This window comes from Xenorhabdus sp. SGI 60, from assembly GCF_056632175.1.
The window spans coordinates 3,835,153-3,857,355 of sequence record NZ_CP196860.1 but is presented as its reverse complement, the minus strand read 5'-3'; the positions used below and the strand labels follow the sequence as shown (position 1 = coordinate 3,857,355).

Annotated in this window: 20 protein-coding genes and 1 pseudogene; 11 read left to right on the top strand and 10 right to left on the bottom strand. The window is 42.2% G+C overall.

What is annotated here, in order from left to right:
* Positions 1-21: 21 nt before the first annotated feature.
* Positions 22-3,099 carry an inverse autotransporter beta domain-containing protein gene (locus ACSJJG_RS18235; protein WP_481090128.1) on the bottom strand — a complete coding sequence of 1,026 codons (3,078 nt, stop codon included), beginning with the start codon at positions 3,097-3,099 and terminating at the stop codon, positions 22-24.
* Positions 3,100-4,144: 1,045 nt separating this feature from the next.
* Between ACSJJG_RS18235 and ACSJJG_RS18230 the strand changes: the two genes are divergently transcribed.
* The 5 genes and pseudogenes from ACSJJG_RS18230 (at position 4,145) to ACSJJG_RS18210 (ending at position 8,345) form a co-directional block, all read left to right on the top strand.
* A complete protein-coding gene (locus tag ACSJJG_RS18230) occupies positions 4,145-5,116 on the top strand; it encodes an HlyD family secretion protein (RefSeq protein WP_481090127.1) in 972 nt (323 codons plus the stop codon).
* 17 nt (positions 5,117-5,133) lie between these two features.
* Positions 5,134-6,279 (top strand): ABC transporter permease, encoded by a 1,146-nt coding sequence (locus tag ACSJJG_RS18225; protein WP_481090126.1) that lies wholly within the window; start codon positions 5,134-5,136, stop codon positions 6,277-6,279.
* Positions 6,279-7,532, top strand: a complete 1,254-nt coding sequence (locus ACSJJG_RS18220) for an ABC transporter permease (RefSeq protein WP_481090125.1) — start codon at positions 6,279-6,281, stop codon at positions 7,530-7,532. The genes ACSJJG_RS18225 and ACSJJG_RS18220 overlap by 1 nt, the downstream gene beginning before the upstream one ends.
* A gap of 121 nt (positions 7,533-7,653) precedes the next feature.
* Positions 7,654-7,842, top strand: a pseudogene (locus tag ACSJJG_RS18215) (ubiquinone anaerobic biosynthesis accessory factor UbiT); the annotation flags it as partial.
* The gene (locus tag ACSJJG_RS18210; RefSeq protein ID WP_285808700.1) at positions 7,836-8,345 is read left to right on the top strand and encodes a GNAT family N-acetyltransferase; all 510 of its coding nucleotides are present in this window, start codon (positions 7,836-7,838) and stop codon (positions 8,343-8,345) included. The pseudogene ACSJJG_RS18215 and the gene ACSJJG_RS18210, both read left to right, overlap by 7 nt.
* On the opposite strand, the gene ACSJJG_RS18205 is transcribed toward ACSJJG_RS18210, so the two are convergent.
* The gene (locus ACSJJG_RS18205; protein WP_481090124.1) at positions 8,308-8,664 is read right to left on the bottom strand and encodes a GIY-YIG nuclease family protein; all 357 of its coding nucleotides are present in this window, start codon (positions 8,662-8,664) and stop codon (positions 8,308-8,310) included. The genes ACSJJG_RS18210 and ACSJJG_RS18205 overlap by 38 nt on opposite strands.
* Positions 8,665-8,944: 280 nt before the next feature.
* Here ACSJJG_RS18205 and bhsA point away from each other — a divergent pair, with 280 nt between their 5' ends.
* Together bhsA and ACSJJG_RS18195 are read left to right on the top strand one after the other, a co-directional pair.
* Positions 8,945-9,196 carry a multiple stress resistance protein BhsA gene (gene bhsA / locus ACSJJG_RS18200; RefSeq protein ID WP_481090123.1) on the top strand — a complete coding sequence of 84 codons (252 nt, stop codon included), beginning with the start codon at positions 8,945-8,947 and terminating at the stop codon, positions 9,194-9,196.
* Between the two features lie 117 nt (positions 9,197-9,313).
* The gene (locus ACSJJG_RS18195) at positions 9,314-9,745 is read left to right on the top strand and encodes a YhbP family protein (protein WP_481090122.1); all 432 of its coding nucleotides are present in this window, start codon (positions 9,314-9,316) and stop codon (positions 9,743-9,745) included.
* Here ACSJJG_RS18195 and nrdG read toward each other — a convergent pair.
* From nrdG to pyrI, 4 genes are all read right to left on the bottom strand, one after another.
* The gene (nrdG, locus tag ACSJJG_RS18190; RefSeq protein WP_481090121.1) at positions 9,742-10,203 is read right to left on the bottom strand and encodes an anaerobic ribonucleoside-triphosphate reductase-activating protein; all 462 of its coding nucleotides are present in this window, start codon (positions 10,201-10,203) and stop codon (positions 9,742-9,744) included. The two genes, ACSJJG_RS18195 and nrdG, sit on opposite strands and share 4 nt — an antisense overlap.
* Positions 10,204-10,207: 4 nt before the next feature.
* On the bottom strand, positions 10,208-12,130 hold the full coding sequence (gene nrdD / locus ACSJJG_RS18185) for an anaerobic ribonucleoside-triphosphate reductase (RefSeq protein ID WP_481090478.1): 1,923 nt from the start codon (positions 12,128-12,130) through the stop codon (positions 10,208-10,210).
* A 249-nt stretch (positions 12,131-12,379) separates the two neighbouring features.
* Positions 12,380-12,766 (bottom strand): 2-iminobutanoate/2-iminopropanoate deaminase, encoded by a 387-nt coding sequence (gene ridA / locus ACSJJG_RS18180; protein ID WP_189760521.1) that lies wholly within the window; start codon positions 12,764-12,766, stop codon positions 12,380-12,382.
* Positions 12,767-12,892: 126 nt separating this feature from the next.
* A complete protein-coding gene (gene pyrI, locus ACSJJG_RS18175; protein ID WP_481090120.1) occupies positions 12,893-13,357 on the bottom strand; it encodes an aspartate carbamoyltransferase regulatory subunit in 465 nt (154 codons plus the stop codon).
* A 226-nt stretch (positions 13,358-13,583) separates the two neighbouring features.
* Between pyrI and ACSJJG_RS18170 the strand changes: the two genes are divergently transcribed.
* The 3 genes from ACSJJG_RS18170 (at position 13,584) to ACSJJG_RS18160 (ending at position 18,478) form a co-directional block, all read left to right on the top strand.
* A complete protein-coding gene (locus tag ACSJJG_RS18170; RefSeq protein WP_481090119.1) occupies positions 13,584-14,330 on the top strand; it encodes a M15 family metallopeptidase in 747 nt (248 codons plus the stop codon).
* Positions 14,331-14,399: 69 nt separating this feature from the next.
* Positions 14,400-15,665, top strand: a complete 1,266-nt coding sequence (locus ACSJJG_RS18165; RefSeq protein ID WP_481090118.1) for a DUF819 family protein — start codon at positions 14,400-14,402, stop codon at positions 15,663-15,665.
* Positions 15,666-16,159: 494 nt separating this feature from the next.
* Entirely contained in the window at positions 16,160-18,478 is a 2,319-nt protein-coding gene (locus ACSJJG_RS18160; RefSeq protein ID WP_481090117.1) for an FdhF/YdeP family oxidoreductase, read from the top strand.
* A gap of 139 nt (positions 18,479-18,617) precedes the next feature.
* On the opposite strand, the gene ACSJJG_RS18155 is transcribed toward ACSJJG_RS18160, so the two are convergent.
* From ACSJJG_RS18155 to ACSJJG_RS18145, 3 genes are all read right to left on the bottom strand, one after another.
* The gene (locus tag ACSJJG_RS18155; RefSeq protein WP_481090116.1) at positions 18,618-19,460 is read right to left on the bottom strand and encodes a hypothetical protein; all 843 of its coding nucleotides are present in this window, start codon (positions 19,458-19,460) and stop codon (positions 18,618-18,620) included.
* Positions 19,461-19,597: 137 nt separating this feature from the next.
* Positions 19,598-19,972 (bottom strand): hypothetical protein, encoded by a 375-nt coding sequence (locus ACSJJG_RS18150; RefSeq protein WP_189760528.1) that lies wholly within the window; start codon positions 19,970-19,972, stop codon positions 19,598-19,600.
* Between the two features lie 460 nt (positions 19,973-20,432).
* Positions 20,433-20,633 (bottom strand): hypothetical protein, encoded by a 201-nt coding sequence (locus tag ACSJJG_RS18145; protein ID WP_189760529.1) that lies wholly within the window; start codon positions 20,631-20,633, stop codon positions 20,433-20,435.
* 123 nt (positions 20,634-20,756) lie between these two features.
* Here ACSJJG_RS18145 and ACSJJG_RS18140 point away from each other — a divergent pair.
* A protein-coding gene (locus ACSJJG_RS18140) for an IS1 family transposase (protein ID WP_223281913.1) occupies positions 20,757-21,454 on the top strand; the annotation gives its coding sequence in 2 pieces (ribosomal slippage) (positions 20,757-21,006 and positions 21,006-21,454; 699 coding nt in all).
* Here ACSJJG_RS18140 and ACSJJG_RS18135 read toward each other — a convergent pair.
* Positions 21,448-22,200, bottom strand: a complete 753-nt coding sequence (locus ACSJJG_RS18135) for a hypothetical protein (protein ID WP_189761395.1) — start codon at positions 22,198-22,200, stop codon at positions 21,448-21,450. The two genes, ACSJJG_RS18140 and ACSJJG_RS18135, sit on opposite strands and share 7 nt — an antisense overlap.
* Positions 22,201-22,203: the final 3 nt, after the last annotated feature.

Here is a 22,203-nt window from a genome sequence, read left to right as displayed (position 1 = left end):
AAAAATGAGTGATAAATCGGATTATTCCTCACAGATGACGTAATCATAGACTTTATTATCATCGATAATATGTGCAAATCCGTCGTCTATATTTACGGCGTAATGTTCATCTTTCCCTTCATCATCTTTTCCTGGCGTGGCAGAACGATAGGAGCGATGTTCGGGCCAACCGAATTGTTCATACATGGCATTGTTTGGATGGGCTCGGTACAGGGCCATTAAATCGTCTTTTGTTGGCAACTTACTGTGTGTTTTGTTGCAATACCATGTGGCTCCTACTGCCCGACGGCGCGGCCAGACTTCACCACCTTCGGAATATTCCTCCCCTGCTAATAAATGCTGTGCTGCTAGCTCCGCTTTCAATAGAGGGCGTTTAAAGACAATACCATTTTCGGCCACGACGGTATCAGGCATATGCCCCCAAAAATTCGCTACGGGAACGTCCGGGCTGGTAACCACAGTAAAAATGACATCCTTAGTTTGCGGGGCAGCAGTACCGTCTACGGAGATAGACAGCGTTGTCTTTACACCAAGCCCGTTTGGATCGGTTACGGCAAGAGACAAAATACCTTGATCATCCGTGACACCTTGATACACACTTGATTTGCCACTCAGTAAGGCCGTGATTTTTTCACTAACATTCTGGCGATTCAGTGCCTTAATGGCGTTAATTCTGACGGCGACATTTCGGGCTGGCTTTCCCTGATTGAGTGTTTGGATTTTCAGTATGATGGGTTCTTGTTTTTTAACCTTATCAGCATTGACAGTGATCACCATATTATCGGCCAGCCCTCTGACAGTACCTTCTTTTCCACCATCATGAGCATGGTTTCCTTGCTCGGCACTCATGCTGGTATCAACACTCTGGGTATTTCCGATAAGCTGCATCGCATTTTGTGCCTGTACAATAACCTCTTTCACTGTACCTGCATCTGCCGGGGTCAATGTATAGTCAGGAACTTTGCCCGATTCTGTGATTATCTGACCTTTGGTGATGTCAATATTGCCCTTATTGCCCCACACATAGCGCGATTTATCTGTTGGGTCACCATGATTAGGATTAAAGGTATAGGTTGCGCTTAATGTCTGCCCTATCTCTAACTTGCCAAAGAGGGTTAAATTTCTGACGATTGGCGCATCAGGATGTACGAACATAATCTCGACAGGTTTGATCGTAATACCATCCACTTCTGGCGTAATTTTCAGTACTCCAACCTTTTCACCGGCCGTCAGCCGGGACTCATAGACACCTGGCTGAACTTCTTTCATCTGATCGATCTTAGGATCACTGTCATTCCCACTTAATCCTCTTAAAACCAATTTGATCTCTGAGGCAACACCGCGGATAGGTTTGTCATCCTTATTTTTCAGGGTTAATGTCAGGAGGGTGGTGGAATGACCGTCAGCCAATAGCTCTTTATCTTTTGCCGAGAAGGTGGATTTATTGGCATTTACGACAGCGGGAAGCACTTGTACCTTCATTTCGGCTCGTTTGGATGTATTGCCGTGCTCATCATAAGCAATGGCTCCCACCGTGTAGGTATTACTACCTTGGGTTCGATATTTTGGTAAAGTTAACAGATAGTGTGTCCCACTTTGATGTTGGATCTTACCACCATTGGCAAAAAAGTCGGCTGCATTCCACTCGATATCTTTAAACCCATATTTGCTGTCAACCGTAATATGGAGAGGTTTGGTATCCCTAGCATGGCCAATAATCAGGTTATCTATTGCCAGAGAGATCACTTCACGTTTGCGATATTCCAAAACGATCTGATTGTTGCGATCAACCAAATCATAGCGGCTGCCTTGCAGAGAACGCTTAAACGCCACCGCATCTGAGTCAATCTGTTTAGCCCACGGTGTACCAATTTCATAATTCAGTTCGATATTGAACTGGGTTTCCCCACCACCGGACATATCTTGTTTGCGGTCAATACCGAAAGTCAGCAATGGGACAGGCGTATAATTAATCCCGGCAGTGAAGGCGGCGGGATCTTTCTTGCGATTGTCTTTACTGATGAGTCCAACTTCATCCCCGAAGTATTGCTCATACATCAACTTACCACCGAGTTGTGGTAGAGAAGGCAAATAGCCTTGTATTTTCAGGTCGAAGCCATTGGCTGGACGTTCATCATAATCGGTCAACAGGCGGGATTCTTTCCAGTTACTTAACCGAATATAGCCGTTAGCCGCCAATGTCAGATAATTGCGGGCATATTCTGCACCAAGGCCGAATCGGCTATTATCGCCCGTGATATCGTGGTCAAAGAAGGCATTGTAGCCCAGCATCCAATCATCAAAAAAATGGCGTTGTCCAAATCCAATATTGGCCGTGTTGCGACTATCGATATGGCGCAGGCCGAATTGGGTAAAGGCCATCCGGTGGTAGGTATCATACAGCGGCAATAACATATCAAATTGGCTGTCACTCAAACGGCCATGATTATCCATATTAAGCTGCAAACGAGTTGTGCCGTAGTGTCCCAACCAGTTTTGAATTTTCTGACTGGCTTCTCCCATTGCCAGACTGCTTAATTGGCTTGTTGCATTATTCTTCATGTTGTCACTCGCCAGTAACTGGCCAATGCGAGAAGAAATCTCAGCCAGATGGCTGACATTTTTGTCTGTAATCGCCGTCTGGTCTTCTGTGATAAGGGCTTTGCCTGGTGAGGGTTTTTCTAATGAGGCGTGTTCTGATGAAGATAGTTTTAATAAAGGCCGCTCTAATGAAGCGTAATTAAAAGGAAGAAATTTATTTTTTCTGGGTTTTGGAACATCAATTTGACTATTAACACCGAGAGCGGTGAAAGGCTTATCAAAAGTACGCAATTGGTTGATTTTTTTTAAATCAGAGATTGTTAAACCATAACGTTTAGCGATGATACTGACAGTTTCCCCTGGTTTCAGGACATAAGGCTCTGTTGGTAAACGCCATTTTTCATTTTGAAAAATTGGGTGGGTTTGGGCGGCGACGATAGCGGGGGTGAATGCAACAGCAACTGGAAATGCAAGTTGAGTGACAATATTTATCCAGGTTACACGTTTCATCAAATTTTGCTGATCTTGTAACCACGGCTGCTCGGATTTTTTGTTCATATCTATAGACCTGTAACAATAAAAAATACCATGCATGTAGTAGCCAGCAGTAATCCTATCCATTTCAGGATATTATCTTCTATTTACTGTCTACCATGAGTCATGTAATCAAGGGAGAAAAACGCCATATAGTACACAATAAAGGGGTAACAACACGGCATAGCCTGATTTGAAATATCGTTAAAATAGTTAATAAACACTACGTAAAGGTTAACAATCAGATTATTGATCTGTTGTTTTTTCTTTGTACGGATTTTTATTCCAGCATAAAATCATTTTTTGATCAATATAACTTTTATTATCGATTATTCTGATATTTAACCCCTTTTTATTTAAATAATTAAGTAAAAATAAATGGTTATTATTTTGTTTTATATTATCTTAATATTTTTTTCAGATTAAAAATAAGGTAAGAATAAAGTATAAGATAATTTGATGGGTTAACTGTTCGTTTTTATCTTTCGCCATAAAATTAAATTAATGGACTATTATTAAAATGAATATCTGTCGATAGTCTCTGATGGGAGAAAATAGCATTTTTTTATTTTTCTTATTAATATATGAGAATTTATAATTTTAATTACAATGTGTAGTCTTATTACTTAATTAATTTCTGTTTTCCACTGTTTTTTGATTATCTTTTTTTCATTACCAATATTTATCATGAGGAAAAAGGATGATAGAGATTAATTCATCCTCTTTATCAGTTTGATTAATATAAATTTAACTTAACTAATTATTTTGCGATGACTATTCAGTTTTATAGGGTGATGTGCTAAATGTTTTGTTTTTGTTAAAAGACATAATACTATTATAGGGTGTTTTATCTGAGACTTTCCTTGTTTATGACTTCAATATCATTTATGGCGCTATTTATAACTAGTTAGAGGCGTTTTTCCCAGAGGTGCTAAAATTTAGGCAGTGGAGAATGTTGAGGCTGGATTATCATCATTCAATCTTGACTGATACTGTAACCAACTTCGGGTTAGGCTGTTGATTTATAGATTATTTTACCTGATTGTACGTTTGGGGCTGACAGAACATAATGAAAAAAAGAACACTTTTCACAATCTTACTGATTATTTTCCTGATCGCAATGGCAGTGCTTTTCCGTTCCCACAGCCAGGAGCTGTTATTGCAGGGAGAAGTTGATGCGCCGGAAGTGATCATTGCATCTAAGGCGATGGGGCGAGTCGTTAACGTTCATGTTGTGCGAGGAGATAGTGTCAAAACCGGACAACTGATGGTAAGTCTTGATAGCCCTGAACTGGCAGCTAAAGTTGCTGCGGCACAGGCAGCGCGCGATCAAGCCAGGGCAAAACTTGAATTGTCCCTGCATGGGACTCGTGAAGAGAACATTCGGAATTTAGCCGCCACGTTTGCACAGGCCCAATCAGAGTACATAAATGCACAACGTGAATTTGATCGCCTTAAAAATATGTCGATCAAAGGCTATGTGTCTGCTACCGATCTGGATAATGCGCGTAACGCACGGGATATTGCCTATCAGAAAATGCTGGGGGCTAAGGCGCAGTTTGATGAAGGCAAAAATGGCGATCGTATAGAGTTACGCCAGCAACTCCAGGCAGCATTAAATGAAGCGGAAGAAAATCTGCGTGAACTGAAAATACAGGATGATGATCTGCAAGTCAAAGCGCCTGTTGAGGGTGAAGTCGGGCCATTGCCAGCAGAAGTTGGTCAACTTTTTAATGCTAATAGTCCATTAGCGACATTGGTACGCATTTCACAGGCTTATTTCGTCTATAATCTGCGTGAAGATATTTTGGCGGGCGTTCGTAAAGGCGACAAAATTAAATTGTCTGTCCCGGCACTGGGAAATAAGCAGATTGAAGCTGAAATTCGTTATATCGCGCCAATGGGGGATTATGCGACAAAACGGGCCACTCGTGCGACGGGGGATTTTGATCTAAAAACGTTTGAGGTTCGGTTATATCCATTACAACCCGTTGACGGCTTACGTCCGGGCATGAGTGCTTTATGGCTCTGGAATAAGTAGGTATAAGGTGCGGCCTGATGAACACAAAAGCGGTGTGGTGCAGTTTTAAACAAGAATTTATGCGAGAACTGAGTACTGCACTGCACAGTCCGGTTTTTCATTGGCTGGGGTGGTTATTTCCTTTACTGCTGTTTATCTTAATCAGTGCGAATTTTTCAAAGGGGACACTGTTTAACCTGCCGGTTTCGGTGGTGGATAATGACCAAAGCACGCTATCACGCACTCTTATCCGTAACCTGAATGCGGCACCTCATGCGAATATCAAGTCTTATAACAATGGCTTACCAGAATCCATAGAACGTTTGCGCGCGGCGCAGGATTACTCTCTGCTTTATCTCCCTGAAAATCTTGAAAAAGAGGCTTTAAGTGGAAAACAGCCGATGGTCATTATGTATTTCAACGCTCTATTTTATGGGGCAGGTCGCTACTCAACACTGGATTTCAGCGGCCTGATAGCGGAAACCAATGCAAAATACCGTGCAATTATTGCTTCCGAAATAGGCCGGCCGTTACCGCCATTAGCGAAAGCGACCATGTCCTATGACAGCTTGTTTAACGCCAGCGGCAGTTATATTTATTTCCAGCAATTTGCGGCAACCATCCATCTATTACAGCTTTTTGTTGTCACATGTACTATCTACACCATGGCCAGAGGGAAGCGGCTCCTGGAGGCGAAATATTTCGTTGGGGCATTGTTAGGAAAATTGGCGCCTTATACCTTGATATTCACCCTGCTATTGATGGTAGAAATTACCATACTGGTTATGTCTTCGGGGGCCAGAGTCGCGGGTAATCCGCTGTACATGCCGATTGTCGGATTTTTCTATGTAATTGCGGCGCAAAGCGTTGGGCTGTTATTGTTTACCTTCACCAACACGGCAATAACTGCCTACACTTTGATAGGGATGCTGGTCAGTATTGCGATGACATTTTCTGGCATGATTGTGCCACAACTCGCCATGATATGGCCTGCAAGGGTTATCTCTACGCTTGAGCCATTAACCTATGCTTTGAATGCCATGTTTGACATCTTCCTGCGGGAAGTCTCACTACAAATTATTTTGTACGTTTGCCTGATATTGATGATTTATCCTGCGGTTTGCAGCCTTTTGATTCGCAATCGCTTGTGGAAACGGCTTAATCAATCAGAAGGAACTCCATAATGTCAGATAATGGGCAAACAAATGGGTCATCGAATTGGGCATTGTACTGGCAGACACTGCGCGATGTATTTTTGGTGATGCTGGAAAAACCCATGTGGTTACTATTGATTGTTTCGTTATGTGTGATGAGCCTGGTTTACGCTCGTCCTTCTTTGTGGGATTTACCGATTGCCGTGATCGATAAGGATAACAGTTATGCGAGCCGCACGTTGATCCGTAATATTGATGCCATGGCAAAAGTGGCCCCCAAAAGCTACAGTAACCTCGACAATGCCCGCCATGACATGCTACAGCGCACCATCTTTGCCATTATCATCGTACCGATGGATTTTGAAAAACGCCTGTTAAGTGGACAAAATGTCACTGTGCCGGTTTATGGTGATGCGACCAATCGTCTCGCTAATGGACAGATTCAAAAAGATTTGATGCTGGCTTATCAACAACTTTTATCAGAATACAACGGCAAATTACTTTTGCAATCGGGCTTTAGTCTTGAGCAGGTGAAAACCTTGCTACAACCGATTCGGGGTGAAACCATTGGATTATTTAATCCGGGTGTCAGTTATGCTGCAATCGTATTTCCGGGTTTGTTGGTCATGCTGCTGCAACACTCCTTATTAGTCGCTTGTGTTCGCGTCAGTATTACCCTACGGGATACCCCAAAAGGTAATCCGCCGCTCCCGATCTATTTGGGCACATTATCCGCTTTGATCCCTATCTGGCTATTTCTGTCAGTGATCTTTTTTATTCTGTGGCCGTGGATATTGGGGTATCGGCAAGATGCACCGATTCACCTCGTGCTTTTGCTGACATTCCCGTTCCTGTTAGCTGTATTAGGATTGGGAAAATTGGTGACAGAATGCCTGCGTAGCGTAGAAATGATTTATTTAACGCTGGCTTTTATTACCACACCGATCTTCTATATTTCAGGCACAATCTGGCCACCTCAGGCGATGCCTGAATGGGTCAGAGTGATTTCATTGGCCTTGCCATCGACATGGGCAACAAAAGCGATAGCCGGGGTTAACCAGATGGGGTTGCCATTGCACAATGTGTTCAAAGATATCGGCATGATGCTGTTGCTTGGCGTGATGTACATGGTTCTGGGTATTTTGGTTGGTATGCTGCGTAAGGGAGAATTAAAATGCGGAATATTTCCCAGTATATTAAACGATTATGTTCATGATAATACTAATAAAATCACAGCTATAAAGAATCAATACGACAGATACCTTCTGAAATTTAAATATTAAATGATTGCAGGTCTGTTGTGATCCGTTCTGTAGACGTTTATTAATAGGGGCTGTTTCATCGAATGTCACATTGTAAGCAAGGCCTTAACTTCATGTTTAAGCGGTATCCTGAAACATAGCTTTTCAGCATCGTTTACGGGGTGAAGGGAATACAGAGTTGGGACTATATGTGAAAAATCTGATGGATTTTATTGAATTGGGATTTACTCCATCCATCCTTCGCTTTGGTCTATTGCGTCTGGCTAAATTGATCAAAGCGGGACAGAAAGAGGGCGCTGATCAGAATGATCGCGCGTTATCGTCATGTTAATCAGGGTCGAAATTCCTGTCGATGCTATGGGGATTGATCGTTTGTTGCGGCAATCTTTTGAAACATCGGCAGAAGCTGAGTTAATTCATCAACTAAGAGAAGATGGTTTATTGACACTAGGTATTGTTGCGACCGACGATGAAGGCCATGTGATTGGTTATGCCGGTTTCGCGCCTGTTGATATCAATGGTGAAGATCATCAATGGGTAGGTTTAGCGCCATTGGCAGTGGCGGAACAGTATCGTAGTCATGGGCTTGGTGAAAAATTGGTTTATGAAGGATTGGATAGTCTGAACGAGTTTGGCTATGGCGCGGTAGTGGTACTGGGAGAGCCAGAATACTACAGCCGTTTTGGTTTTAAGCTTGCGACTGAATATCAGGTATATTGCCAATGGCCCGATTGCGAGAATGACTTCTTGATCTATCCCCTGGCTGATATTTCGCAGGGAGACTGTCATGGTCTGGTTACTTATCCTGCCCATTTTGATCACCTGTGGGCATAACCTGAGTGAAAGATTTCTCAGATGAACCGATTTTGGTTAAATAAGTCGTTATGCAGAGAGGCTGGTCGATAACTAGCCTTTCTTTTTGCTGTTTACTCAGTTTCTTCACGCGATATTCCATTTTCAATGCCACGCCTTTATCCCCTACCTGACTTTGATAGACCAACATTAAGGGATCTTTCCCTCTTAGGCATTTTGCGCCTTTTCCGGCTGCATGTTGCGTAAATCGACGAGATATATTGGTCGTTATTCCGGTATATAAGCTTCCGTTTCGTGTTCTGATCAGATAGATATACCAGTGAGATACGTTAATAGTCATTATTTATTTTTAATAATTTTAACAAGTTAATTTATATGGAAAATTAATTCATATTTTAGTGATAAATGTGATTATAAGCTGATTTTTTGATGGTTTTTAAATATAACAAAATGAATTTATTTAAATTATATGTCTTTTATTAACCCATGTTGGTATTTTTTTCAAAAAAATTGAAAGAATATAGCAATAATTGTTAATTATAATAATTTGAACAAGTGTATAACATGCTCACAGTTACAAGAGATTAACTCTATTTTAAAAATGATTAGAGGAGAAAAACATGAAAAATGTCAAAAATATTGTCGCTGTCTTAGCATTATGTGCAGTTTCTTTCGGTTCTTTTGCCGCTACCGAAGTTCAGGTTGCTAAGGGAGAAAAAGTAGGTGTTATTTCTGTGAGCGGTGCAGAGACACTCGATAGCCTGACCACAGAGTTGTCCAAAAAAGCTGATGAAGCTGGCGCAACCTATTTCCGTATTGTTTCAGCAAATGGTCAGAATCAACTCGCTGGATTTGCTGAAATTTATAAATAATTTATAGTATTTCTATATAAATCTCAGAGTTTATTGAGTCAAATACATAACACGTAACTGGATAAGGCGCCTATCGTGTTCTGTTATGATTTGAATAAAATAACGGTATGGAAATATATGGATTTAAATAAAGAAATTTCAATAATTCGTCAATATCTTGCCAGGCAACATGTAATCACGCTTTGCACTTCTTCAAGCCAGGATTTATGGTGTGCGAACTGCTTTTATGTCTTTGATGCGGATAGCATGGCATTCTGGTTTATGACGGAGTCCGATACCCGTCACGGTCAGATGATGCAAAACAATCCCATCGTTGCAGGCACGGTTGCCGGTCAATCCCGCAATATTGCACAAATCAAAGGGGTCCAATTTCGTGGTGAAGTCGTGCGATTGGCAGATGAAGCCGAATCCATCGCCAGAGCGCATTATTGCCGCCGTTTTCCCATCGCTTTAGCAGCCAAATCCCCCATCTGGCAACTTAATATCAATGAAATCAAAATGGTCAATAACACACTTGGTTTTGGCAAAAAATTGCATTGGCAGCGTTAAAAATAGTGGATAACCTGATTATGGCTGCCTCGCCAAATTAACGTGGGATCATACAGCGCTTGTTCAAATTTCCCATCCACTACCACATGGGTATGACGGATAACTTCCTGCTGAATTTCACTTAATTCATTGAGGACATAACCTGTCCACAGCCAGATATCCTTATCTGGGCATTCTTCCCGTACACGTTTAACCAGTTGCAGTATGCGGGGAACATTATGAGGATGCAGCGGATCGCCGCCAGACAGTGACAGACCTTGCCGTTTAATCCGGTGATCTTTCAGGTCGGCGATGATCTGATCTTCGATGGCTTGCGTAAAAGGCTGACCTGAATCGACTCGCCATGTACTTTGGTTGTAGCAGCCACGACATTGATGCAAACAACCTGACACGAACAGCGTACAGCGGGTTCCGGGACCATTCACCACATCAACCGGATAATATCGATGATAATTCATGCTATTAACCTATCTGCCCATTGCCGAGATGTTTCACGCGGCGTTTCACTTCTTCCTGCTTACCTGCATTAAATGGGCGGGCATCCGGGCTGCCAAGGTAACCACAAACACGGCGAATAACTGAAACATGGGCGGGATCATGGTTGCCACATAGGGGGCAGGTGAATCCTTTGCTGGTACAGGCAAATTCTCCGGTAAAACCACATTGGTAACACTCATCAATTTGCGTATTGGTGCCATAGTAAGGCACACGTGAGTAACTGTAATCCCAGACATCTTCTAATGCTTTCAAATTATGTTGCAGATTGGGATACTCGCCGTAGCAAATAAAACCACCGTTTGCCAATGGCGGATAGGGCGCTTCAAAGTCCAGTTTATCGTAGGGATTGACCTTCTTTTCTACATCCAGGTGGAAGCTGTTGGTGTAATAACCCTTATCAGTGACCCCCTGGATTACGCCAAACTTAGCGATATCCAAACGGCAGAAACGGTCACATAAATTCTCGCTGGGTGTACTGTACAAACTAAAACCATATCCCGTCTCCTGCTTCCACTGATCGACGGCCTTACGTAAGTGTTTAACAATCGCGATGGCTTTTTGCTGGCGCTGTTGATCATCAAACAGATGAATGTGATTGTCATATAACGCATTTATCGTTTCATGAATGCCGATATAGCCCAACGATATAGAAGCACGACCCTGTTTGAAAATATCGGCAATATTGTCATCTGCTCTCAGGCGTACACCACAGGCACCTTCCATATAGAGGATCGGGGCCACGCGAGCTTTAGTCTTTTCGAGGCGAGAGATTCGCGTCATCAGCGCTTTTTTGGCGAGTAACAAGCGTTGATCTAAAATTTGCCAAAAATCAGTATCATTCCCCTTGGCTTCAAGCGCAATGCGGGGAAGATTCAGGCTGATAACGCCTAAATTGTTACGCCCTTCGTGAATTTGCTGGCCGTTTTCCTCATAAACACTGAGAAAACTGCGGCAGCCCATTGGCGTTTTAAATGATCCCGTTACCTTGATCACTTGATCATAATTGAGAATATCGGGATACATGCGTTTACTGGCACATTCCAGGGCCAATAATTTAATGTCATAGTGCGGATCACCAAACCGGTGATTCAATCCATCACGAATAGTAAAAACCAGTTTAGGGAAGATAGCGGTCTTGCGGTTTTTTCCCAAACCCGCAATGCGGTTGCGCAGAATTGAGATTTGAATCAGGCGGGCTGCTTTGGTTGTTCCCAAGCCGAAACCGAAAGTGACAAACGGCGTTTGCCCATTAGCGGTATGCAGCGTATTGACTTCATATTCCAGGGACTGAAAAGCGTCATAACACTCTTTTTCTGTGCGGGCTTCTGCATAGGCAGCCTGATCCGCAATATTCCACTCTTTGGCGATTGTCAGATGCTTGTCATAACTGGCTTTTACAAAAGGTGCGAGGACTTCATCAATGCGATTAATGGTCGTGCCACCATAAATGTGGCTGGCAACTTGTGCGATGATCTGGGCGGTGACTGCTGTGGCGGTAGAAATAGATTTAGGCGGTTCAATTTCCGCATTGCCCATTTTAAAGCCGTTAGTCAGCATGCCCTGCAAATCGATCAGCATACAGTTGAACATAGGAAAAAACGGGGCGTAATCCAGATCATGATAGTGAATTTCGCCTCTATCGTGTGCCTGCACCACATCATGCGGCAGCATATGCTGCTTGGCATATTGTCGGGCGACAATCCCCGCCAATAGATCACGCTGGGTTGGAATAACCTTACTATCTTTATTGGCATTTTCATTGAGAAGTGAGAAATTACTTTGCTCGAGCAGGCCCCGAATTTCTTGATCCAATCGATCATGCCATGCATGGGAGGCCTGTTCACAGGTATTGCCTTTACTCACGTCATCCTGTTGCGTCACAACCATTTTCACAATATGGCACCTCAATATGTTATCCACAGCAAAAATAAGAGGAAGATTCGCTTTCTGTTTTGATGTGGATAACTTTGTGTATAAATACTATATATAGTGGTTTTATTATATTAAAGCACAATATGTAGATTTTATAAGTCAATATACAACCTAAAAAGTTGATCTCAGACAAAGAAAAAGAGGAAAACCAGACGGGAATATCAACCCTGATACCAGAGTTATCAGGGCTGGGAAAACGGCAAATTAGCGACGAACGGCGATGGCTTCGATTTCGATTTTCACATCTTTTGGTAGACGGGCAACTTCAACGCATGAACGGGCAGGGAACGGCGCATTATGTTCAGCGAAGAACGCTTCGTAAGTTGCGTTCACGGCAGCAAAATCATTCAGATCCTTAACGAACACCGTGGTTTTTACGATATCAGCGACTTTCAAGCCAGATTGTTCAATAATCGCTTTAACGTTTTCCAAAGATTGACGGGCTTGAGCCGTCACCTCTTCAGGGATGGCACCCGTTTTGGGATCAACAGGGATCTGGCCGGAAGTGATAACCATGCTGCCCAGATCAACACCCTGAACATAAGGGCCGATTGCGGCGGGTGCATTCTCGGTATGGATAGAACGTGACATTAGAAACTCCTGTTTGACATCTAAATGGAAAAATTTACTGGATCGCCATTATAGTGATCCTCTGTCCCACATCAATTGATACAGGACATTCTTACAGATTGCTTGAACGGGGCGGTTGATCGGCGGTTAATCGTTATTAATAACGGCCTGGCGATCAAACTCTTTCTCGCAGTACTTACAGCGCAATACCACATCGTCTTTTTCTGACATCACATGGAAGCTGCTGCTGACAGGTTCATTATGGCTGATGCAATTGCCGTTTGGGCAGACAAGAACACTGTTGATCTGGTCTGGCAGATTAATTGGCATCTTTTTAACCACAACGTAATTCTCAATGTTATTGATGGTGGCATGTGGAGCATACACGGCGAGTTGGTTTGCCTGTTGCTCTGTCAGAAAGGTGTTTTCAATCTTGATCAGATCCTTTTTACCCAAATGGTTGGAAGGCAGGTTCAGGCCAATAGTAATGCGCTGGTCTGTTTCGGTGAGTTTGAACAGCGACAATAATTTAAAGCCGACATGGGCGGGAATGTGATCGATAACCGTGCCGCATTTAATGGCTTCTACTTGTAGTTGATGGTCTTGAGTCATGTTGTGTCATGAATACCGTCTCGGTATTCCTCCTCCAGGTATTAGGGGAACTTGGCTTATTTTGTCACAGACGATTTGGCATTTCATCTGATTAGCTTTTGAATATAAAAGATGATTCAATTTCATAAAGTAAATAAAATTTGATGGCTTGCATCCCTGTTGTCAATCTGTAATTGTATTGTTATTCAAATGATGCCTGTTCCAATATGACAGTGCGAGGTCGAATATGTTGTTATCTGCTTCTTCTGGAAATGTCGATTTGGGAAAATATTCCACAGAAAAGATCCCGCAAACAAGAGATTTTAATTGGAAAATAATTAATAAAATTCCTATTTATGAATGTGATGAATATTTAGAAATTATTACTGACTTAAATAAATTAAAGCAAAAATCTGTTTATTATCTGGCGGGAATAAAAGGCGCCATTAAATATGGTATGGTAAGAAAAAGTGTGGCGGAAAAATTAAGATTGGCAGCACAACAGCTTCCTGCCCATTTAGGGATTTTGGTATTGGATGGCTGGCGTTCTCGGGAAACTCAGCAGGCATTGCAAGAGATAACACAGGCAAAGATCGCAGAGCAATATACTGACTTATCGGCAGAAGAACAACGAAAACTATTGCAGCAGTTTGTCGCTCCGGCACCTGTAGAAGAAAATCAGATCAGCCCGCATCTGACGGGGGGAGCTGTGGATGTCACACTCTTCGATATCGCATCTGGTCATCCACTGTTTTTGGGCACTGAGTTCGATGAAGTGAGCGAACTTTCCTACACTGCCGCATTAGAAAAAGCGCCGGAAAAAAATATGCCCGCTACTTTATATCGCCGATTACTCTATCAAGCCATGACGCAAGTAGGGTTTACCAATTTACCCACTGAATGGTGGCATTATGATTATGGGAATTCTATGTGGGCATTTTATAAAAATCAGACTGCCATTTATGGTGCCATAGATACAACTCCATGTTTTTAATAATTAAATCATTTAATAAGTCAGTGCGTAACTATTTTCTTTTTTATTTGAGAAACATCAGGGGAAATAATGAAAAATACACTTATTGCATCTGACAATTCATTACTACTTTGGGCTTTTATCATGATTGCTGTTGCTGCCGCCATAATGGTGGAACAGCGTTTCAAATGGGCATCTAAAATACCAGGCGCAGTGATTGCATTAATCATTGCTATCATTGCCTCCAATTTAAATATTATTCCAGTCGAAGCGCCGGCTTACGATGTTGTTTGGCAATATATTCTGCCATTGGCGATCCCTTTATTATTATTTAAAACCAACCTGCATAGCCTCTTTAAAGAAAGTGGGAGGTTACTGATACTTTTTCTGATTTCCTCTGTCTCGACCATGATTGGTACGATTGCCGCCTTCTGGCTTTTCAACGCGTACATACCAGAATTAGATAAAATCAGTGGCATGATCTCTGCTTCTTACACGGGAGGCGCGGTTAATTTTGCGGCAATGGCCGCCAAACTGGGTTCTTCCCAGAGCATGGTCGCTGCGACTATCGTGGCTGATAATTTTATGATGGCCGCCTATTTTATTATTCTGATACTTTTATCCGGTTGGAGCGTGGCGAGGAAATTCTGGGGCAGTCCATATACCGATCAGATGGAAAATACACCTAATTCAGATAAAACCCAACCTTTAGTGACGACTTATTGGGAACCGAAAAATATTGCCCTGAAAGACATCGCCTTATCGCTGGCATGGTCGATTTTTATTGTTGCGCTATCATTCCATCTTTCATCATGGTTAAAAACCTTACTTGGGCAGCCAAACAACATTTACCAAGAGCTAATTTTCAGCCTGATTTCTGATAAATATCTGCTTCTGACGACAGTCACCTTTATTATCGTCTCAATATTTAAAGAGACATTCAGCAAACTGAATGGCACTCAGGAGTTGGGGACTTATGCCATTTATATGTTCTTTGTTGTCATTGGCATACCGGCATCCGTTCAAGTCATAATCAGCCATGCGCCCCTGCTGTTTGCTTTCGTTTTTGTCATTGCCATGCTCAACTTGATACTGACTTTTGCCGTGGGGAAAGCGTTTAAGTTCAGCCTAGAGGAAAACATTTTGGCGTGTAATGCCAATATCGGTGGACCAACTACCGCAGCAGCAATGGCAATCAGCCGTGGTTGGTTCAATCTGGTCGGCCCGATTTTGGTCATTGGTACATTCGGTTACGTAATTGGTAATTATGTGGGGACGTTTGTTTATTTTGTGGTGGGAATGAACAAGTGCAGCCAACAACACTGCAACTTGAAAGGCGACGGGTATAGGTATTAATAAATACAGGAAGTTATAGATAAGTCAGATGAAAAATCTATGATGTTGAAACCAAAACCCGTTGATATTTTGACGGTATCTATACCTGGTAGCCATTGGAATACAACCGTGGGGGAGACACATGTTGTCGCAATTATCATGACCAATTTATTGAAATTGTATCTTTAACATCCATCACACTATTGTTATCACGCCTCTTGTTGCTATTGTGTTTGAAATAAAATATAATCTTTTCGAAAAATTTTGTTAAGTTAATTAGGGTGTTAGGTAAAAACGTCAAAGCTTGAAGTTTATGTGTTAGGTAAAAACGTCAAAGCCGATAACTCTGATAACTTCGGTTTTTTCGTGATATAACCACGGAATAATTATCATAATAGGCAGGTAGGAGTATGATCACATCGGCGGTAAACCGCCAATGAATGAAATCGACGTTACTGGTTCACCTGTAAATATGTGGCCCGATGCAGGCTACGACATAAAAAATAGAGATTTTTATGAAATTCAAATCAAAAATAAAACCTTACCATGCGGCGGCTGGTGGTTGGGGTTCTCTGGAGGCAACAACCCGTTTTGTCTTTGATAGTAAACAAGCACTGAAAAATATGGTTAACCTGATGCGCATGAACAAGCCCAGAGGCTTTGATTGCCCTGGATGCGCATGGGGAGATGACAACAAAAGCCTGTTTAGCTTTTGTGAAAACGGTGCCAAGGCAGTCACTTGGGAAGCGACTCGTCGGTATGTTGATCGGCAATTTTTCGCAACCCATAGCGTTAATCAACTCTACCAACAAAGCGATTATTTCCTTGAATACCAGGGAAGAGTGGTTGAGCCGATGAGCTATAATCCGCAGACGGATCATTACGAGCCGATCCGTTGGGATGAGGCTTTTGCCCTGATAGCCAACCACATTAAGGCGATGGATAACCCCAATCAGCTTGAACTATACACTTCGGGGCGTGCCAGTAATGAGGCTTCGTGGCTGTATCAGTTGTTTGGCCGCGTAATGGGAACCAATAACTTCCCGGATTGCTCCAATATGTGTCATGAAGCCAGCGGTTCCGGTATGTTGGCAAGCTTAGGCGTTGGGAAAGGCACCATTCGGCTGCAAGATTTTGATCATGCCGATGCCATCTTTATATTTGGTCAAAACCCCGGAACAAATCACCCACGAATGCTGCATAGCTTACGACATGCGGCTGAACGCGGCGCGCGCATCGTCACTTTTAATACCCTGCATGAGCGCGGTTTGGAACGTTTCGCTGATCCACAAAAACCGCTTGAAGTGATCACCCCAATGGCGGGTGAAATTAGCCATCGTTACTATCAACCGAAACTTGGTGGCGATATGGCTGCGGTACGAGGAATAGTCAAAGCACTTTTGGAAACCCATAACGCCCTGCTGGATGAAGGCAAATCAGGTATTTTTGATCTGGCATTCATTGCCACTTACACCAAAGGCGTGGAGGCTTATTTGCAAGAAGTGGTTGCAACCGAGTGGTCATTTATTGAAGAACAATCGGGATTGACCGAAGCACAACTGCGCGAGGCGGCAGCCATTTACCAGAATGCTGAACGAGTCATCTGTACCTGGGCAATGGGGATAACCCAACATAAACACTCTTTGGTTACGGTGCGTGAAATCGTCAACCTGCAATTGCTTTTTGGACAATTGGGGAAATCGGGCGCAGGGCTTTGTCCGGTACGTGGACACAGTAATGTACAGGGTAACCGGACGATGGGAATTAATGAGAAACCGGGCAAACTTTTTTTGGATAACATGGCTGCTCATTTTGGTTTCGAGCCACCTCGCGCTCATGGTCATCATGTTGTGGAAGCGTTGAGTGCCATGTTGCGTGATGAAGTTAAGGTTCTGATCACACTGGGTGGGAACCTTGCGGCAGCAGCTCCCGATAGTTCACGAACAGAAGAAGCGCTTAGGCATTGTGATTTGACGGTACACATCAGCACAAAGTTAAACCGTAGTCATCTTATTACCGGTAAAAAAGGTGCCTTGATTCTGCCGACATTAGGGCGCACTGAACGAGATATTCAGGCTACCGGCGCACAGTTTGTTACGGTAGAAGATTCGTTCAGCATGGTCCATGCCTCAGAGGGCGTAAATAAGCCATTATTTGATAGCCAGCGTTCTGAAACAGCGATTATTGCCGGTATTGCTAATGCGACCGTCGGCAATACCACAACCATTAACTGGCTGGAATTAGCGGGAGATTACAATAAAATCCGCGATCATATTGCAGCGACGATTCCAGGGTTTGATGATTTTAATAAAAAATGTGAACACGCTGGTGGCTTCTATCTTGGCAATGCTGCGGCCGAATTACGTTTTGCAACACCAAGCAAAAAAGCTGAATTCAGTCATGCACCGCTACCAAAAACGCTGTTCCCACAAATTGAAGGCGCTGATGTTCCTTTCACTTTGCAAACCTTGCGTTCGCACGATCAATATAACACCACGATTTATGGGTTGGATGATCGTTATCGCGGGGTTTATGGTCAGCGGGAAGTGTTGTTTATGAATGAGGAAGATATTGCCCAATTGGGCTATCAGGCCGGTGATTTGGTCGATATCGAAACAGTATGGCATGACGGTATTGAGCGTAAAGTTTCCGGCTTTAAGTTAGTGCCTTATGCCATTCCGCGCGGTAACCTTGCTGCTTACTACCCGGAAACCAACCCATTAGTCCCAATGGACAGTGTTGGTGATGGTACAGGCACGCCAACTTCAAAATCTGTACCGGTGATATTATCCCTTACTGAACTGAATGGATTTGAGCCTCAGCGCATTGTATAAGGTGTTTATGGTTCTTTTGTTTAATAGTAATCACAAATATGTCGGTCCAGGTTCGGTTTTTGAAAATTCATTGAGATTTGTATTCATCATCTTAAGAAAGACGCCTCCAATCAGGAGGCGTTATCATTTTCGTTCTAACTCATTTGCTCTCTAGCTTACCTGTTTTACTTATCTTTTTACTATCTCGCCTATCCAATTCCGCCAAAATACGTTCAAGTTGCTGATCAAAATCAGCCGGTTTCTTATCCTTGAACAAGAACAAGAACAGGGCAGGAAAGCGCTTATAGTCAGTGGTGGCAACGGCTTCTTTTCCTTGTAACAGGTATTTGACGATAAAGGCATGGGCTTCATCTTGCCGTAGCTTGGTATTTAATCCCCATAAGGAGCCGTAAGAGAGGCACATCTGGAAAGCGCGGCGAGTTAGTGCGTTATTATCATCCAACGTATACATAGCCAATCCCATCAAGTGGACGATTTTCATTGGATCAGTTTGATTGGAAACGCCTACCTGCGAATAACGGGCAGCATAAACCTTGCCTTTATACCAGCTAAAAAACAGTTGGCGCTTTCGGTCAATAAATATGGGGGCTTGCAGCTTCCAGAAAGGAATGACTTCATCGTTGCCAACTAAGCGAGCATCTTCCATATGTTGAGGGAGATCGCTACGTAGGTAAAATTCATCACCGTATTTCTTGCGAACCAATTCTACCCATTTTAAGAGATTAGCTTCTCCTATTTTCTTCTGCTCGATAAAATCGACGATGCAATAATGAAAAGTGAGTAATATACCAATAAGGAGAGGGAAAAACACAATTGTTCGCGCAAGTCGTTGTGTATTGCGCAGTGTGCATTGCTTATCGTCGATGCTGTTAAGTGGGAGATAGCTTTGCAGTGCTTCGTAGCTTTTTTTCTCCAAAGTCATAGCCAGCAGGGTTTCCTGCTGGTCAATCAGTAGAGTTGGGATCACATCATGTAGGGTCACAGTGATTTTTTTGATAAGCTCATTTGCTTTCTTGCCCCTCTGTTTTACTTATTTTTTCGCTATCTCGCCTATCCAATTCCGCCAAAAGCAGTTATAGATCAGATTTTTTATATCAGAGCGATTGCTAAATATCAGACCTATGGTGCCGCCATTTCAATACCGGCAGCAGTACTTGCTGCCATACTGACACTATCTTGGGAATTTAGGACGAGGATTGATTGCTCCTCACTCATTTTTCCAAGATTAAGGATCAAATGTTTTTCAAGGTGATTACAGGTATCCAGATACTGCAAGAGGGGTAAAATTTTCTCATATTGGCCTTCGTCTGCCAGCAATGAATACAATATATGATCAGATAACTGAACTAACGCCTGATGCTGGTTGTTGGCCTGAATTAATGCCTGTGCACGGTAGCGGCAAGGTTTTTGCTGTTCAGAAGCGTGATAACCATATGAAAATTCGGCTACCCAAATATGTGTATAATGCTGATGGTAATTCTTTTCTCTTTGCATGATATAATATCGTCAATTTATCTATTTTCAGCCAGAATATTCGGGAGTTTAATGGATTGTTTCTACGTTCATTCATCGTGCTAGCTATGAGTTGTCTGAGAATAAACTAAAATATTGGATAAAATATCCGTCAATATGGCTCCATAAAAATATTCACTATCAAGATAACGTGATAAAAAATGTTATTGAAATGCACGATAACAGCCTAATTTCATAACAAGTTAAAATAGGAAAAGCGCTTTCAAATACACTCATATTTGAAATTAATTATTGTAATTTCAATTGTCACTCATTGTTATATACCAATCTAACTTCAAGATGCGTGTGATTTCTCCCTGCTTCGGGGGGAGAAATCAGGTTTCATAGAGTGTTGTAAATTGCAACTTGAAGTTTAATTTATTCAACCAGAGCGTCAATAAGCGCTCTGGGTATAAATAATAAGACATTATTACTGCCATTTTTATGATGGCATATTTTTGGTTATTTTTTCAGATAACGTAATATCAGGTACTCCTGAGCGATCTAATTCAGCTAAAATAGCTGAAATTTGTTGTTCCCAATCTGTTGGTTTTACTTGCTTGCGAAGCCACGGTAATCGATCTCGACGTTTAAAATCCACTGAGCTGACAGCATCTTTTCCCTGTAATAAATATTTTGACATAAAGGCTAAAATATAAGCTTTATCTTCTTCTGAATTGAAAAGACTAAGATAAGGGGTAAAAAATTGGGTCGTGACATCAATTTATTGAATCATGTATAGTATGCCTATTTGGAGAACATTCAGATGGCAAAGATTGATGTGACCTGTCCCTCTTGTTGTGCAGTTAAAGGGATCCACCGTAATGGGCGCTCACGTTCTGGTCAGCAACGTTATCTTTGCCAATCCTGCCGTCACTCCTGGCAACTCGAATTCACTTATGCCGCTTGTCGTCCCGGTACACATAAACAAATCGTCGATATGGCCATGAATGGCATGGGATGTCGGGCGACAGCACGAGTGATGGGAATTGGCCTGAATACCGTTCTTCGCCATTTAAAAAGCTCAAACCCAAATCGGTAACCGAAACCATTGCTCCTGGCACTGAAGTGATTGTCTGCTGTGAAATGGATGAGCAGTGGTCGTACGTGAAGTCAAAGAATCAGCCCCGCTGGCTCTTTTATGCCTACGACAGGATAAGACGAAAAGTGATCGCCCATGTTTTTGGCCCGAGAACAAAGAGGACCTTGGGGCGTCTGATGGCTTTGCTGGCGCCTTTTAACATAGTGGTCTATATGACAGATGGTTGGAGAAGTTATGAAAAAATACTGGCCGGTAAACTGCATGTGGTCAGCAAGCGTTATACACAACGCATAGAGAGGCATAACCTGAATCTTCGTCAGCATTTGGCAAGACTGACTCGCAAGACCTTATCTTTTTCAAAATCCATAGAAATGCATGACAGAGTCATTGGGTATTATTTGAACATTCGTCACTATCAATAAATTGGAATCATGACCAAAAATTGGTATGTCAGTTCATGCTTTTCGTTTAAGCCATAACATTTAAAGTGCAGAATATTATTAGTAAATGCCACGCTTAACTCTTTATAGCGAGCTACATACACTTTCCCTTTTTTCCAGGTGTAAAAAAGTTGCCTTTCATGATCAATGATGAAATTAGCAGGTTTACGTAATCTTAAAAATATGGTAATAGCAAGAATATTGGCGCTCAGGAAAAACAATCCGAAACTTGCATCTAAAATAAGAGAGCGCTTGGCTCTTTCCTCGCCATAAATACTATCCTTAGAATACATAATATATAAATATTCCATTAGTGATACCTTATTTTCATTTGAAACTATCTTCAATAAATTAGTAGATTCAGATGATTCATAGTTTAAATCAAACTGTGATACATGATTTTCCTTTTCACTTTTTAAAAGCAGAAGGATGGTTTTTTCTGAAGCTTTCCATGTCTTTATGTTATCATTAATGAAAAAAGAAAAACCTAATATACACCCAACAAGTACAGGTATTATTATTTCTTTTCTTGCTCTGATAAGATTATGTCGAAAATGACACTCTTTGCTATTGATAGCATCCAAAAATCCTGCACGTTTTACAGTTTTATTATCCAGCAGAATTAACTTTTCCGCCAGAACAGGATCAGCAAATGTAGATAAAGGCTCTGTTGGCGGCGTTTTCACCCTAAAAATTTTTTTGAGCAATTTTTTTATTAAATCATTCATTTA

What these genes read in the sequence shown, in the direction of transcription:
- ACSJJG_RS18235 (WP_481090128.1), bottom strand. Translation starts at nt 3,099, where the DNA reads ATGAACAAAAAATCCGAGCAGCCGTGGTTACAAGATCAGCAAAATTTG.
- ACSJJG_RS18230 (WP_481090127.1), top strand. Translation starts at nt 4,145, where the DNA reads ATGAAAAAAAGAACACTTTTCACAATCTTACTGATTATTTTCCTGATC.
- ACSJJG_RS18225 (WP_481090126.1), top strand. Translation starts at nt 5,134, where the DNA reads ATGAACACAAAAGCGGTGTGGTGCAGTTTTAAACAAGAATTTATGCGA.
- ACSJJG_RS18220 (WP_481090125.1), top strand. Translation starts at nt 6,279, where the DNA reads ATGTCAGATAATGGGCAAACAAATGGGTCATCGAATTGGGCATTGTAC.
- ACSJJG_RS18210 (WP_285808700.1), top strand. Translation starts at nt 7,836, where the DNA reads ATGTTAATCAGGGTCGAAATTCCTGTCGATGCTATGGGGATTGATCGT.
- ACSJJG_RS18205 (WP_481090124.1), bottom strand. Translation starts at nt 8,664, where the DNA reads ATGACTATTAACGTATCTCACTGGTATATCTATCTGATCAGAACACGA.
- bhsA (WP_481090123.1), top strand. Translation starts at nt 8,945, where the DNA reads ATGAAAAATGTCAAAAATATTGTCGCTGTCTTAGCATTATGTGCAGTT.
- ACSJJG_RS18195 (WP_481090122.1), top strand. Translation starts at nt 9,314, where the DNA reads ATGGATTTAAATAAAGAAATTTCAATAATTCGTCAATATCTTGCCAGG.
- nrdG (WP_481090121.1), bottom strand. Translation starts at nt 10,203, where the DNA reads ATGAATTATCATCGATATTATCCGGTTGATGTGGTGAATGGTCCCGGA.
- nrdD (WP_481090478.1), bottom strand. Translation starts at nt 12,130, where the DNA reads ATGGTTGTGACGCAACAGGATGACGTGAGTAAAGGCAATACCTGTGAA.
- ridA (WP_189760521.1), bottom strand. Translation starts at nt 12,766, where the DNA reads ATGTCACGTTCTATCCATACCGAGAATGCACCCGCCGCAATCGGCCCT.
- pyrI (WP_481090120.1), bottom strand. Translation starts at nt 13,357, where the DNA reads ATGACTCAAGACCATCAACTACAAGTAGAAGCCATTAAATGCGGCACG.
- ACSJJG_RS18170 (WP_481090119.1), top strand. Translation starts at nt 13,584, where the DNA reads ATGTTGTTATCTGCTTCTTCTGGAAATGTCGATTTGGGAAAATATTCC.
- ACSJJG_RS18165 (WP_481090118.1), top strand. Translation starts at nt 14,400, where the DNA reads ATGAAAAATACACTTATTGCATCTGACAATTCATTACTACTTTGGGCT.
- ACSJJG_RS18160 (WP_481090117.1), top strand. Translation starts at nt 16,160, where the DNA reads ATGAAATTCAAATCAAAAATAAAACCTTACCATGCGGCGGCTGGTGGT.
- ACSJJG_RS18150 (WP_189760528.1), bottom strand. Translation starts at nt 19,972, where the DNA reads ATGCAAAGAGAAAAGAATTACCATCAGCATTATACACATATTTGGGTA.
- ACSJJG_RS18145 (WP_189760529.1), bottom strand. Translation starts at nt 20,633, where the DNA reads ATGTCAAAATATTTATTACAGGGAAAAGATGCTGTCAGCTCAGTGGAT.
- ACSJJG_RS18135 (WP_189761395.1), bottom strand. Translation starts at nt 22,200, where the DNA reads ATGAATGATTTAATAAAAAAATTGCTCAAAAAAATTTTTAGGGTGAAA.